General features: G+C 40.7%; 14 protein-coding genes and 1 pseudogene. 7 read left to right on the top strand and 8 right to left on the bottom strand.

Going from position 1 to position 14,016, the window contains the following annotated elements; genetic code table 11:
* Positions 1–103: 103 nt before the first annotated feature.
* The 3 genes and pseudogenes from HUN01_RS00800 to HUN01_RS35050 all read right to left on the bottom strand — a co-directional run.
* Positions 104–1,609, bottom strand: coding sequence for a relaxase/mobilization nuclease domain-containing protein (locus tag HUN01_RS00800; protein WP_181927190.1), 1,506 nt, complete (start codon positions 1,607–1,609; stop codon positions 104–106).
* Complete coding sequence (locus tag HUN01_RS00795; RefSeq protein ID WP_238845344.1) at positions 1,606–1,962, bottom strand: plasmid mobilization protein; 357 nt, start codon at positions 1,960–1,962, stop codon at positions 1,606–1,608. Before HUN01_RS00795 ends, HUN01_RS00800 begins: the two co-directional genes overlap by 4 nt.
* A gap of 296 nt (positions 1,963–2,258) precedes the next feature.
* A pseudogene (locus tag HUN01_RS35050) lies at positions 2,259–2,450 on the bottom strand (hypothetical protein); the annotation flags it as partial.
* Between the two features lie 135 nt (positions 2,451–2,585).
* Here HUN01_RS35050 and HUN01_RS00790 point away from each other — a divergent pair.
* Positions 2,586–3,020: a hypothetical protein gene (locus tag HUN01_RS00790; protein WP_181927189.1), complete on the top strand. Its 435-nt coding sequence runs from the start codon at positions 2,586–2,588 to the stop codon at positions 3,018–3,020.
* 189 nt (positions 3,021–3,209) lie between these two features.
* Here the strand turns inward: HUN01_RS00790 and HUN01_RS00785 are convergent, their stop codons facing one another.
* A complete protein-coding gene (locus tag HUN01_RS00785) occupies positions 3,210–4,214 on the bottom strand; it encodes an SUMF1/EgtB/PvdO family nonheme iron enzyme (protein ID WP_181927188.1) in 1,005 nt (334 codons plus the stop codon).
* A gap of 64 nt (positions 4,215–4,278) precedes the next feature.
* Positions 4,279–5,040 (bottom strand): GUN4 domain-containing protein, encoded by a 762-nt coding sequence (locus tag HUN01_RS00780; RefSeq protein ID WP_181927187.1) that lies wholly within the window; start codon positions 5,038–5,040, stop codon positions 4,279–4,281.
* A gap of 824 nt (positions 5,041–5,864) precedes the next feature.
* Here HUN01_RS00780 and HUN01_RS00775 point away from each other — a divergent pair.
* The 5 genes from HUN01_RS00775 to HUN01_RS00755 all read left to right on the top strand — a co-directional run bounded on the left by HUN01_RS00775 (position 5,865) and on the right by HUN01_RS00755 (position 10,117).
* The gene (locus tag HUN01_RS00775; RefSeq protein ID WP_181927186.1) at positions 5,865–7,013 is read left to right on the top strand and encodes a ParM/StbA family protein; all 1,149 of its coding nucleotides are present in this window, start codon (positions 5,865–5,867) and stop codon (positions 7,011–7,013) included.
* Positions 7,010–7,648 (top strand): hypothetical protein, encoded by a 639-nt coding sequence (locus tag HUN01_RS00770; protein WP_181927185.1) that lies wholly within the window; start codon positions 7,010–7,012, stop codon positions 7,646–7,648. Before HUN01_RS00775 ends, HUN01_RS00770 begins: the two co-directional genes overlap by 4 nt.
* A 45-nt stretch (positions 7,649–7,693) precedes the next feature.
* The gene (locus tag HUN01_RS00765) at positions 7,694–8,464 is read left to right on the top strand and encodes a mobilization protein (RefSeq protein WP_162398267.1); all 771 of its coding nucleotides are present in this window, start codon (positions 7,694–7,696) and stop codon (positions 8,462–8,464) included.
* A 169-nt stretch (positions 8,465–8,633) separates the two neighbouring features.
* The gene (locus HUN01_RS00760) at positions 8,634–9,419 is read left to right on the top strand and encodes a DUF6753 family protein (RefSeq protein WP_162398268.1); all 786 of its coding nucleotides are present in this window, start codon (positions 8,634–8,636) and stop codon (positions 9,417–9,419) included.
* 152 nt (positions 9,420–9,571) lie between these two features.
* Positions 9,572–10,117 (top strand): hypothetical protein, encoded by a 546-nt coding sequence (locus tag HUN01_RS00755; RefSeq protein ID WP_181927184.1) that lies wholly within the window; start codon positions 9,572–9,574, stop codon positions 10,115–10,117.
* A 78-nt stretch (positions 10,118–10,195) separates the two neighbouring features.
* On the opposite strand, the gene HUN01_RS00750 is transcribed toward HUN01_RS00755, so the two are convergent.
* The 3 genes from HUN01_RS00750 to HUN01_RS00740 all read right to left on the bottom strand — a co-directional run bounded on the left by HUN01_RS00750 (position 10,196) and on the right by HUN01_RS00740 (position 11,934).
* On the bottom strand, positions 10,196–10,519 hold the full coding sequence (locus HUN01_RS00750) for a hypothetical protein (protein ID WP_181927183.1): 324 nt from the start codon (positions 10,517–10,519) through the stop codon (positions 10,196–10,198).
* Between the two features lie 185 nt (positions 10,520–10,704).
* The gene (locus HUN01_RS00745) at positions 10,705–11,136 is read right to left on the bottom strand and encodes a hypothetical protein (RefSeq protein WP_069069520.1); all 432 of its coding nucleotides are present in this window, start codon (positions 11,134–11,136) and stop codon (positions 10,705–10,707) included.
* A 171-nt stretch (positions 11,137–11,307) separates the two neighbouring features.
* Positions 11,308–11,934, bottom strand: a complete 627-nt coding sequence (locus HUN01_RS00740; protein WP_181927182.1) for a primosomal protein — start codon at positions 11,932–11,934, stop codon at positions 11,308–11,310.
* Between the two features lie 326 nt (positions 11,935–12,260).
* On the opposite strand from HUN01_RS00740, the gene HUN01_RS00735 reads away from it, so the two are divergent.
* A complete protein-coding gene (locus tag HUN01_RS00735; protein ID WP_181927181.1) occupies positions 12,261–13,889 on the top strand; it encodes an ATP-binding protein in 1,629 nt (542 codons plus the stop codon).
* Positions 13,890–14,016 lie beyond the last annotated feature (127 nt).

Below are 14,016 nucleotides of genomic sequence, written 5' to 3'. Positions count from 1 at the left end.
AAGATTGGATAAATTGTAGTAGTATTCAAAACAAAAGCCTTGTCGTGTTTTTTATGCAGAACAAATAATTTTGTCTTGCTTGTCAAAGATAACTATGAATTTGCTAAAGTTCCCACCTTTGTGGCTGTGGTAATTCACTCTTTCTGAGTTGCAGTTTGCTCAGGGTTAACATTCCATTCCAACCTATTTGACCTGGAGAAACTTGTTTAGATTGAGGTAGTTCAGCCAGTATCTCAGCTATCAAGTTCTCAAATTTCTCATTATCTTTAAAAGCGATGACCACTGTATCGATCGCTCGCAAAAATTCTAAAGGTATTTGCTCACTATCGTCTACACTCCAATACAATGTCGGTTTGCGCTTTTCTTTGTCAACAGTTGATTCTAAGGCAATGACAGAGAGAACTTCAATCGGGTCACTTAGTAGCACTGCTCTTTCTACTGTGGCATCTGTAGCAATCCAAAAACTACCTTTTTTTGTCGGTTCAGAGTTCAGGGGAATAGCGGTGAAGTTACCTGTTGGTTCTAGCTGCTTGGCAAGAGTTGGAAGATCATCGAGCGTGCGTTCCACAAATATTGCTTGACCTGTTTGACTTGCATAGAGCCAACCCTTTTCATACAGTTCTGTGAGCAGAGAATTGGGTAAATTGTACTGCTGGCTTAACTTTAGGCGTATTTGCTCCCAGTTTGTTGGTTCTGGTATAGGCAAGGAGTTTGTTTGAGTAACTGCTGGCGTGGAATTTTCAACAGTTTGCTCCATGAGTTTCTGAATACGTTTGTCATCCTGTTTTGGAAGCACTGCTAATGTGGGATTTTCAACAGCTTGTTCCATGAGTTTCTGGATGCGTTTGTCATCCCGCTTGGGACTGTAGTTTACCCCTCGATGCTTTTGTAAACCAGGAAAGGTATATGCTTTACCGAGATGCGTACCACTAAAAGCCACACCATCAAGTTGGTAACTAATGCCTTTGACAATGCCTGTGCGAGTATAACCAACGCGGACATTAATACCTTGTTGTTGCGTTCGCTCTATTAGCTCTGGCATAGTGGGATGGTCGTGGGTTGCTTGGTCGAGCGATCGCTGAAGTTTGACCCTAACGCTTTCCTCTCCAGTTCTGGCAATGTGCCTACGTTCGCCAGTACTTGGACTGTGCTTATCTTTTTCCCAACTTGGTTGCACGGATTGCAAATTGTATTCCTGCTCCAACTTGCGAATTACCGCTTCACTTCTGCGATCGTCCCAGCTATCAGAAACTGTAGTGCCATCTAATTGAATGCGACTGGCAGCAATATGTATGTGTTCATGAGTCCGGTCAGTATGCCGCACTACGACATATTGGTTCATATCAAAACCCATTGCTTGCAGATACTTTTGGGCGATTTCATCCCAAGTATCATCATCTAAACTCTCTTTGTGGGCCAAACTGAGAGAAGCGTGATAAATAGCTCTGCTCACCTTTGGGTTTAATCTTCGAGATATACCAAATTCAGCTGCTAATTCGCGTGGGTTTGTTCCTTCCATATTCCCACCGATTTGTCTTGCTCCATCTTTGCCAAAGAGGTAGTTTAGCAGTCCCCGAAAACTTTTACCTTTGATGTGCTTACCAATCATCCTTCATCTTGTAAATCAGTAATTAAATCAATTTCAGCAATCTCTCGGCGCACCTGTTTCACCAAATCTCTTACCTGTGACAACAATGCTCTATCTACGACCACAGGTTCTCCCATGAGTGCTGAAGTATTGATTGCTTTAGCTATTTGGTTGAGATTGTTACCTATTTTCCCCAACTCCCAGTAAGTTTGGCCTGCTACTTTGGTGACACGCCTGGGCAATCTATTTTTCAGAGTCTTGGCACGAAACAACTCACTCATAGTGAGATTATTTTCATCTGCCATTAACTGTGCTTTCTCGTATTCTGCCAAAGTCAGTCTAATGTCTATCCTGTGTGAGCGTTTCTGTCGCATTGTCGCATTATTGATGCATTAGTCATTAGCTGTTTTAAGTTTGACGGCTGCACTATCATTTGTCATTGACCAAGCGGTTACTTACGATTCTGGTTCAATCGACACAAGATAGTAGAATGCGCTGCAATAGCTTTGGTTAGGCGATTTCTGATGAAAAAAATACCCATGTTGACGAGTTTCGACAACTCTTGGAGACGCTACGCGTAGCTTGCTTCCCCGCAGGGGTACGCTCAACTCTCGACCACTCTTAAGTACTAAGGAAGCATTGGTGACAAGTTAAGGCTGTAAGTCTTTTGTCAAGAGGCTTTGAGAGAATTGTTGAAAAAAAACTGGTCAGACCCTCGTTGGAGATCAGGAAAAGGAGCGACAATTAACTTAACGTTTGGTTTTCGCTTTTGTTTGATAATACCTAAATCTCGATTTTGAGGGTCAGCAAAATACTTAACAGGGTCTGTGGTCTGACCTTTTTGATGAGCTATAGTAAAATGATTTGTCTGAGTGTATAATGCTTATCCTGCCTAGTTTTTTAGCCAATCGTGTAAGTTTCTAATTTATACTGCTATGTAGCTAAAATTTGTTAGTAGGAGTAATCTTATAAAGATAATTTATTAACTTGCTTCTGTATGTCACAAGCATCACCTGAGCCGATCCAGTCTTATGCCATAATTCGCTGGATTTATGGAAATAATGAACCTACTAATTTAGAAAACCTTTCCCAAATTACTCAATGGTGGACAAGTTTGCACGGTAAAAGTGTTAAAATTAGTTGCATTATTGGAAGAGAACAAGAAAGATCCACGGGGGGGTGGAAACTAATTGAAGAAGATACTATTGAGATTCCTGAAATCCAGAATCCTCAAATTACTGACGATGTTCTGACTTTTAATGGTTCTAGTAAAATAAGCAGGATTGAAAAAATTGACTATTTAGATTTTTATCCAAATCTAAATCAACTCGTGGTTAATCTCACACTGATTAAAATAACTCAACAAAACCCTGACATACAACCCCCCGTAGAGTTTGTTCCAGATAAACAGTATGTTTTTACACTTCAGTAAGTTTGATTACAAGTAAGTCAAATTTGAAAAATATCAAACATACATAATCATTTAACATCCTACCCTTTTCGGGTAGGAAGAATCAAAATTTATCTCCTGCAAAAAGAGAAGTTGTTTAATAAAGTAAAAAAGGAAAAAAGTTAATAAGGGCAAAGAGTAAAAGAGCGAGAGTATAAAGAGCCATAAAGTTTACGCAGCATCACACACAACACGAAAACCAGTCGCGGCACTACTGCCATCTGCATGGGGCGCATACCGACGCGCCGAACGGCAATCTTCACGATTATCGTACCAAGAACCGCCGCGTGCTGTCTTATGGATTCCACTACTTTGATTAATCCAAGCACTTCCATCATTAGGAGCGTTTATATAATTATTATGCGGATCATCTTCACACCATTCTGCCACATTACCATGCGTATCATATAAACCAAAGGCATTAGGGGGAAAAGTTCCTACAAATTTAGTTTGTTCTTGATTTTCGGGTGCAAATGCGTAAGTAACATTACCACCATAGGTAACTAAATTTGGTGTAATATTTTCACCAAAGTAAAATGGTGTAGTTGATCCTGCCCTACAAGCATACTCCCATTCAGCTTCACTTGGGAGCCTGTAGGTTTTTCCTGTTTTTTGGCTTAATTTCTCACAGAATTTAATTGCATCATACCAACTTAGATTTTCAACTGGGCGATTGTCACCTCTGAATCGAGAAGGATTATTCCCTACAATAGCTTGGTATTGTACCTGTGTTAATTCATATTTTCCTATGAAAAAACCGGGAACTGTAACTTGATGCCGAGGGCTTTCAGAAGAAAGTCTTCCTGCTTCACTTTCCGGTGAACCCATCATAAAACTACCACCAGGAATTGCAGCCATTTCTAAGGTAACACCATTACCCAAACCTTCCGTAAAATATCTAGCTATACGCTGCTGACGCTGAATAATTTGTCCACGTCTGTTGACTGTTATTACTTCAATTTCTTTTAATTTGAAACCTAATTGACGAGGATCTTGTAATATTTGCTTAATTCTTGGTTCTGTTCTTTTATTTAATATTAAATAAGCCGCATTTTGAACATCCCAAGATTTATCTTTTAAACCTGCAATCACTAAATCTAATCCCTGTTCTCCATAATTCACAGCTTGCTCAAGAGCAGCAATCCTCACCTTTACATCTGGATTTCTCAACGGCATTTTTACTCCTTCAATACCACAGATGAATAATTTTTTATAAACCTTAGATATTTAGGTTACAATTCTAAAGTTTCGATGCGAAACGAGAGATGAATAAGCAAGAGCAACCCCATCTTCCAAACCACAAAAGCCTTCCAACTGGAAAATGTCCTTCAGGTGATCTTTTGTCAAAACTTATATCTTTATCTTGCAACCAGCGACCATCTAACTTCCATCCTACTGCTTCACCAAAAGCATTCCAAATTTTTTCGTTGTATTCTTTAGTCCCACCAAAACTTTGATAAATCCGCTTTTGGACAGAAAAACCAAACCGACCACCACTGTATTTTAGCCACAATTGGTCAATAATTTGGAGGTCTTCACAGGGGAAGTTATCAAAATCTTTCATACGTAAATAACCTTTGTGTTCCCTGAATGTGGCTCTTACCATTGCTTCCCTTGTTTCACAATCAGCATCTTCGAGTTTCCCCTGTGCAAGATAATTACGTAATTTCGAGTAAGATGTTGATCCTTCTATTCTTAAATGTGCATCTAATTGTATTAATGCCTTTTTAACTTTTATTTCTGTGCGGGATTTTAAGAGAAAATGAGCTTGTTTTTGTACTTCTACAGATTCATCATTTAAACCCTCAATTAATACTAAATCTAAACCCTGCTCTCCATAATTCACTGCTTGCTCAAGTGCTGCAATTCTCACCTTTGCATCTGGATTTTGCAACCGTAATTTTACCTCTTCAATCCCACCTAAAACGGCTGCACCTTCCATTGATGGACTATTACCACCAAGCACAGCATCGTATTCTCGCGGTTGTTGCGGATTATTCATGATTGGTTAAGGGTTGGTTTTATGTACGCTGTATCAAAATTAGCATTAATTCATATCTTGCACCAACCGTAATCACCCTTGTAGCTCAAACAAACCAGCTACCCCGCTTGACAATTTCCCCTTTTCCTTAACTTGTCACCAATGCTAAGGAAGTCAAGATAGCGCTAGGGGCATCTCGATATAGCGAAAGCGAGCGATCGCCTACGGCGGAGCCATAGCCCATCGCGCAATTGAAAAGCTAATCCACCCAAACCTTGCAGAAATTTCCAGGCTGAACTCCCAGAGAGAATTTTCGTATCATCTTCCCCTCTGTCACGGTGGTTGACCTACTTAGGTAGGGGAACCGTGAAAGGAGGGCAAGTTTGTTGCCGCACCTGGGGGGTGCGTTTTTTCTCCCCAGAAAAAATGTCCGGACAGCAACATAGCTTGCTACTCACCAAAGGTTTTTTTGGGCTACTCAAATTAAAAACATCAGTGCATTGAGTTGGCATTTAAGTGGCACTGAATTGGCATTTTTTGACCATTTTATTGTCAATAAGCTTAGTTATTGATAAAAACAATATATACATAATGTATGCAGTGGCGTTAAATTGGCGCTCAATTGAGATTTAATTGGCGCTCAAGTGACGCTTAAGTGGCGTTGAATTGGCATTTGAGTGGCGTATTTTTGAATTCAATAGCATAAAAATAACTACTTGAGAAAATGCAGCCAAAAAATAACCAATGGGCTAATTTTTCGCCTGATAAAAATGGTCAGTAGGTAGATTGGCATGATTTATATTTGTACTTAACTTAAAGGAAAGCTTTTAGGTGAACTACAGTCAATGTCAAACTTGATAGTCAGTTTTGACCCTGGTGCTTCCTTGACCAAGATTGTTTACGAACTAGCAACTGAAGGCAAACCATGTTTGATGACAATGGAACCAGAGATGCTAAAGTTGCCTCAAAGTTCGATTGACGCTTATATGTCTAGTCGCAAGGGTCTGGAATCTCCTAAACCAGTAGATGAAGCCTGGGTGTCAAATCCTGCGGATGGTGATACACAATGTACGGTAGTTGGATTCCTGGCACGGCAGTTTTCAGCATCTGCCAGACTCGATAAGCTCAAGTACGAAACCTCAATTCACAAAGCCTTGGCGGTTATTGGTGCGATCGCTCAACACAACAAATTGCCTAACAGGTTTTCACTATCACTGACCTCACTACTACCCTATGGTGAATATCAAAATCGCCAAGCATTTGAGCAACAATTGCAGTCTGCACTCAAGGATTTTAGGTTTCGGGGTCAAAGGTTGCGGGTGAAACTGGAGCGATTCGAGTGCTTACCCGAAGGTGCGGGATTGGCAATGATTCGCCAACGCCAGAATGGTAAAGAATGGTTTAATGCTCAAACCATCGCAGTGCTAATGTTCGGGCATCGCAATACCAGCCTTCTATTATTTGAACGGGGCAAGATGACGGCGGGTTACACTAATGGGCTGGGCTTTCACCAAATGGTAAAGCGAGTAATTGAGCGCACATCTGGACAGGATGCCACTGCTTTAACCTCTGCCATCTATGCAGCCGGTTCAGATATCACGGCTGACAACCAAGCAATTCGCACTCTGGTCAAAAGTAGAGAACCTAAAAATATTGACTATGAATTGCAGATGATTGTTAATGCCATTGCTACTGCTAAAACTGAGTATTGGTCTAGGCTTTACGATTGGCTGGAATCAACTTTACCTGCGGTGAACGAGGTGATTTTGAGTGGTGGCGCAGCATTGTATTTAGAGCAAGAGTTACAAGATTGTTTTCAAGAAATTTCAACTTATTGGGGTGCTGACTTACAGCAACAGGTACAAGAAGTATTCAAGGATAAAAGTAATGATTATTGCCGTACTTTCCGAGAGCAGGAAGCTTTGTCGTTTAGGTTGATTGATGCGTTTGGTTTGTTTATGCGGTTTAGAGCGCAAATCGAGAAGGTAGCATGACTACAAATAAAAAACAACCCAAAAATAATGACAATAATAGACAGCCCAATAGTAGCGGTAGTCGCAAATTGCCTGAACGAACTGATACTGACAGACAAAGACAATATAAAAATTTGACTCTTCGGCTTCGTGCTTACTCAAATACTGTTGATGCAAAGCTAATTATATATTTGCAAAAAGGAAATGGGGTCAGTACTAGCAAAGAGATGGTGTTACAGGCATTACGAATGTGTTGGTTGCCTTTAGCATATCAAGCTCAAGCAAATGCGGATGTAGAAATTAGTGATAAAGAGGTGCGTCAGGTAGGGTTAATTTGTTGTCATGCCCTGGAGCAACATTTGGCTTATTTGCGAATGGAACTAGGATTACCACATAAATCAAGTGATGTTTTGCCTGTACCTCTCAGCACTATGACCAATCCTCAAACGCTTGCTACTATGTTCGGTCTAGAAATTGGTAATAGCGGTGGTATTGATGATGAGAATGATAGTAATGCTAGCGCTAAAGGTAAAAGTAAAGGCAATGGCACTAGTAATAGTGACAACCAGCGAAAACACAAAATAGATTCTGATTCCTTCATTGCTGGCGAGGGGTCTTTCTATGATGATACAGACAATATGTTTGAGAATATTTAAGTATTTATTAATGCATATTTAGTCAAATCAAAAAGGAGATTTAAGATGGCAGCAATTCACTTCATGGATGGTGAAAAAGGTGGAGTTGGCAAGTCTTTGTTTGCACGGGTTATGGTGCAATACTGCATTGACAATAAACTCTCTTATGAATTGGTAGAAGCAGACCAAAGTAATCCAGATGTGGGTGCATTTTACCCAGACAATCATAAAACAGCAGTTTTTAGCGAATCAGAGCGTAAAGCTTACGATGCTGATGAAATTTTTAATTTAGCGCTAACAACTTCTGTGATTGTCAATTTACCTGCTCAAGTATACCCAGCAGTAACTGATTGGATTGAGCGTAATCAAATCCTAGAAATTACGGGGAAAAATAAGGTCAAAATATATAAGTGGTTTGTTTGTAGTGGTGGATATGACAGCGTTCAATTATTTATGCAATCTCTCGAACGCTTTGAGAACAAGATTAAGCACATATTTGTACGCAATTATGGTTTATGCGATGACTGGAAACATGTAGATGGACGTAAGAATTTACAGGATTTAATCAAAGCTCATAAAGTAGCTGTCATCAATTTTCCCAAGTTCAGCTATCGAGAGCGGGATATCCTTGATGCCAATCAGATAAATTTTTCTGCGGCTAGAGATTATGGAGAGTTAGGTGTATTGGGTAAGCAGCGATTACACAATTTTCTCAAAAAAGCTTCTGAGGAAATTGAGAAAGCTAAAATTTGGAATCTTCCGACAGCTTCAATTACTGCCCCAACAGAAAAAGTTGATGATGCTAATGTCAACGGCAAAGTTGCTACCAAAAAGTAATCTAATTCAGGAGTGCTGTTATCGGTAGCGGAGTGTTTAGCCCGTGCAATTAATTTTACTTTTTTACTCAGCACTCAGCACTGTTTCGGTGACATCTCCCACCATCAAATCGGATTACCAAATGAGCGTAGGGTACGAGGGCGCTAATTAGCTAAAAGCAAATACAGATATGAGTAATTCTCACACTGAAGAACTCGATTTAGACGATGATTTTTTGGATTCAGTAGCCGCTAGAGGCAAAGGACTGAGCCAAATTCCTTACCCAACTTTACTAGATTTAGCCATTCGAGGTAAAGATGATTCATTTAAAGCTAGGGTTTGGGAAATAGTAGTCCAAACTGGGCTTGACCCTGATGATCCAGCATTTCTGATGATGATTGCTACTGGTAGGCTACAAGTATTATTGGAAGACAATCCCAAAGAAATGGAAGCAATGTTTGACCTGTGGCAAACGCAGCTTTATGACCATCTCCAGACATATGAAAAGGCAGCAGTAAAAGGTCAGCAAAAAGCGATCGCTCAGGCTGTAACAGGATTAATTAGGCGTACTGAATTTGAGCGTGCTATTCATTCGGTTCCCTCTTTAATTGCTGCGGGAATACTGCTATTAATTGCAGCTGGAGTAGGCGGACTAGTAAGTGTAGGTGGAATGTCCTGGTATCAATCTAGTCATCTAGATCCTGCTGGGCCACGCCAACTCACACAAGCCCAAGCCAATGCTTTGGAATGGGCAACCAGTAATGAAGGTAAGTTTGCTCACAACTTAATGCAATGGAATCAAGATTTGCTGAGTCGTGACCAAAACGGTCAACTTACTTGTGCTAAGGATGTTAAGCGTTTGGGGGTAACACTGGAAATTGGAGCAAGTAGCAGAAAAGCCTCATCCGGGTTCTGCACGTTATGGACATCACCTAGCAATCAGCGCCAGTTTGTATCTAAACCGCGTCTACCTTGAAAACCGTAGTTTGTTGGAATCAGGGTAAAGTTCAGAACTCAAGCCACGAACGAATAATACACTCTCCTTAAAAACTCCAGGTTTCAAAATGGACGGGGTTTAAGTTAAAAAATTAGTTGTCAATTTCTCAATCGTAGAAGAGGATTCAGCAGATGTTTACCTGCAAAGTTAACTGGCTTTGGCTGCTGGTAATAGGAGGTATAGTTACAGCTTGTACCCCTACTACTGTAAATGTCAGTGGCAAGGATGAGAAAAATACGACTCAAGCTCAAGCTCAAACTGTGCCTGATTATCCGCCGATGTATGATGTGGATGTTAAAGTTTGTGGCAACATTATTGCCCCTCTCAAGGATGGAAAACGTTGTGTCAATCAACAATTACGTTTGTGGGGGCCAGTAGGAGAGGTAAAATTAGTTCGTGCTGGTATTTCTCTACCATCAGTTTCTAGCGTAGAGCATAAATTAGCGATCGCCTCGAAAGGCTGTTATCCTGTTTATTCACAACCTGACCAGCAGCAGTTTTATTGGGCTGATTCCATTATTCAAGTCAACAGGGGAGATACTGCACCCACAGTCGAAGTCAAGCCAACTCAACTTTCAAACCAACAGATTGATGAGTTAATGACTAGTAAACTTTCCAGTCGGACAATTACAACATTTGGTGGGGTGGGGTGCGAAGCTGCATCTTTGGTCAAATAAAGCTTTTACGGTTAAGGGTGGGCGGGCAAAAAAGTTACCCCACATTTTAGTGGGGCTACTGTGAGAACCAGCAGGTAATTATGAAGCTTCAGCCCATCTAGCTGTACGTTGTTGTTTATGAGCTTTGCGCCGTTCCCGTACTGCATCCAAATCTTTCAGTCCATACAGACGTTTGGCGTATGCTAGTAGTTCATTGATGAGAGTTTCGCTATAGTCCTGGCGAAACTGAATGTTATGTTCGTTCCAATCAAACTCTTGCTGATTAAAGCGTGCTTGAGCAGCAAGTTCTCTACCTGATTCCTCACGTAAAACTTCCAGTACCATTAATCGCACTTTATCCTGATATCCTATTACTTGATCCAACGCTTTTGTTTGTTCCTGATTACGAGTCATTTGAGTCATTTGATTATCCTTTGATTAACGAATTGCTACATCTCACCTAAATAGCATCGACAGATGCCTTCTGAGTTAGAGTTCACTTTTAAATCTCTTCAATTCAGCAGCAATCGCTGCATTCAATTCTGTTTGTTGGATGCGGGTGGGCGGGAAATAGAATGCCCTGAATTAGATAATTCAGGGCATCGTAATTAATCGTCAATTTCTATATCTTCGTCATCTTCATCTTGTTCAAAATCGTCATTGATCAAGTCATCAGAGTTGCTACTTAAACCATTGAGTCCGTCCATGCGTTTAGACCGAGCAGCTTTATGAGAAGCACGTCTATCTCGTATTTCATCAAGATTATTCAAGCCGTAAAGTTTGCGGGCATAATTCACTAGTTCTTTTAATGGTGTATTTACATAGTCCTTACGGAATTGGGAATTGTGTTTGTCCCAATCAAACTCTTGTCCGTTAAATCTGGCTGCTGCTGCTAATTCTCTTCCTGATTCTTCCCGCAATACTTCAATTACCATCAGGTGTACTTTTTCCTGATAAGTCATTACTCGTTCTAAAGCAGGAATATGCCTTTCAATTTTGCGTGATGCTTTAGCAGTTTTGCGAACGTTAGCGTTAACCATGAGAATTATTCCTTGATATTTAGTATTTTTCTCATAGAAACAGCATCGAAAGATGCAATTCGCTCCATTTTCAATTCTTTATTCGGCAAAAAAATAACCTGTATTGTTTGAGGCAATACATGGTTATTTTGGGTTATTATTCTGTCATTACTGAGAATAAGCCGGAGTTATTTACTCATCTTCATCTTCTTCATCTAATTCGTCATCTTCATCTAAATCTTCGTCTAGTTCATCTTCAATATCCTCCTCATCTTCATCCAGTTCTTCGTCTAGTTCATCATCTAAATCGTCAAGTTCTTCCTCTTCTTGTTCTTGGAAAGAATTACGACGTTCCAGAGATGCGCGGTTGAATTCCACTAAATCTGCTATTGCTTGCTCTGGGTCAGTGCTGATAGTGTCATACAGCATACTCATGAAAATTGCCACTACTTCTGGTGCATATTTGAGTGCATCTGGTTGTCCAAACAATTTAGTAAATAATTTGGTATTCCATTTTTGCCAATCAAACTTTTTGTTACCACCTTTCTTTTTCACCTGAGCAGCAATGTCAAGTCCGAGTTTTTCACGCGCTGCATGACCGATTTTAGTTGAAACACGGGAATCGCGTAGTTGTAATTTAACGCCATATTCTTTGAAGATTAGGTTCCGCAATTCCTTCAACAAGGCTAATGCCTCTTCTTGTGGTGAAGCATTCGCTACCTTTGATTTAGTTGTAGCGGATGTGCCATTGGTTTTGGCAGATGTTTTAGCATTAGCTGCGTTGCGATTGTTATTGGTTCTAGCTTTAGCGATAGCCATTTTACAACTTCCTTTAATGAAGTAAATTTTTCACCTCCTTGCCGCAATCGCGGCTTTCACATCCATTTCATTTTAATTTCATTTTTTTGCGATTTCAAACCTGTCTTTGCTGCGACAAATTTATGCTTTTAAGAAATAAAGAAGCGGACTAGGAGCAGTTTCCGAAATTAACACTGTACTGGAGGCGATGCCTGCGGCGGGCGTAGCCATCGCTCTTTTTCACGTCAGAAATATAGCCAATCCGTTAGTGAGAATTGTCCGTGTGGCTAAAGCATCAGTAATAAATTTGCTCTAAAAGGGGAAAGTAAGTTGTTGAAGTCAGATTTATGAAGTTGACAGACTGGCCTGCTCTAGCTAACCAAAATACTCCAATTGTGGCTGTGGAGTATCATACGCCTGACAGAATGCAGATATTACAGCAGTTTTACCATTGGGGTGAGGAGCGGTCTTTGTCAGTCTTTGTCTGGAATCCTGGTTACTGTGGACTACAGCAATTAATTCAGCATCAAGGTCAGTACATCTTGCAGTCAACTGACAGAGGTAAAGACGGGGACATTATTCAGTATCTTCTGGAGGAATATCAATCGGGTATTTATTTACTGGAGGGAATGCTAAATGAGGGTGATACTAGCAAAATAAGTCAAAAATGTAGCTATCAATTACTCAATGGCTGTCATCAAGCTCTCTGGAGTCAACAACGTCATTACTGGGTGTTATTGGAAACTTACATTCAACTACCTCTAGAATTACAGCCTTTTATTCCTATACTGTCAAATCCACTTCCAGACCAACAGCAGGTGCAGATGGTTGTGGAGCAGTTTTGTGATGCCTGGGTTGGAAGTAGCCATCCCCGGCTTCAGCAGTTTGCAGAGTGCGATCGCCGCGCCGTAGCCGATCGCAATTCTTGGTTAAAGACAACAGAAAAAACATCAGCACTGCAATTGCTCTTTCTTGCCTGTCAGGGTTTACCCATAGGCGAGATAAATATGCTACTACAGCAATGTCTAGGTTTTACAAAGCGGCTTGAGGAAATCGCCCAATTAGTGCTAGAGCATAAAGTTAGTAAACTGCGGGGTCGGGGTTTAGAGTACATTGCTCAACCGGATGTACCTTCAGCCGGGGGATTAGATTTACTGGAGAAAAGGTTGGAAACTATTACCTGTCTACTTCAACCTAAAGCAAAGCAATATGGATTAAAGTTTCCCACTGGGATGCTCTTATGGGGGCCACCGGGTACTGGTAAAAGTCTTTCTGCCAAGTTAGCAGCTAAGAAAATGGGATTGCCACTGTTAGCAGCTAATTGGGGTGTACTACTGGGCGATCCTCATCCCGACAGAGCATTAAAGGAGTTTATTGCTTTGGTAACTTCCCTTTCTCCCTGCGTACTTTATTGGGATGACTTTGATAAAGGCTTTGCTGGCTGGGATTCCAATGCAGATGGAGGTGTAGCACGGCGGCTATCTGCGGCTTTGTTGACTTGGATGCAAGAGCATCAAGAGCCAGTTTATACCATTGCTACTGTCAATCGCTTGTCAATGCTACCTGCGGAATTAGTTCGCCGTTTTGATGATATCTTTTTTGTGGACTTACCCCATGAAGGGGCAAGATATGAAATTTTCAATCTACATCTAGCTAAGTATTTTCCAGCGTTTCGAGACAATAACTCACCTTGGAGCGATGACCAATGGCGTAGACTGTTGGCTGAATATCGCATTTGCAGTCCGGCAGAAATTGGTAATGCAGTCCGTCGTTGTGCTGAAGAGGCTTTTTATCAATGTAGACCAGGGGAAATTGAGTTTGAGGATTTGCTGACACAGCGACAAGAATTCACACCAGCTATGGAGCGAGAGTCAGAACAGATACAGGCAATTCGCAATCAGGCTATTTATGCGAAACCTGTGGCTAGTCTGGATGTTTCTCGATTTGCTTATCAGCATCGGGAGTTATTTGGGTGAGTCGAATGTAATTTTGGAAATTCAGCTTGTGTCGGATTTTGAAATCCGACATTTATTAAAATTCTCAAACTTATGTTTGTCGGATTTTAAAATCCGACAAACAATTGATATACTGCGACTAAGTTTG

This window comes from Nostoc edaphicum CCNP1411, from assembly GCF_014023275.1.
Lineage (GTDB): Bacteria > Cyanobacteriota > Cyanobacteriia > Cyanobacteriales > Nostocaceae > Nostoc > Nostoc edaphicum_A.
Note: the sequence above shows the minus strand (reverse complement) of the source record. Positions and strands in the feature narration are given on the sequence as shown.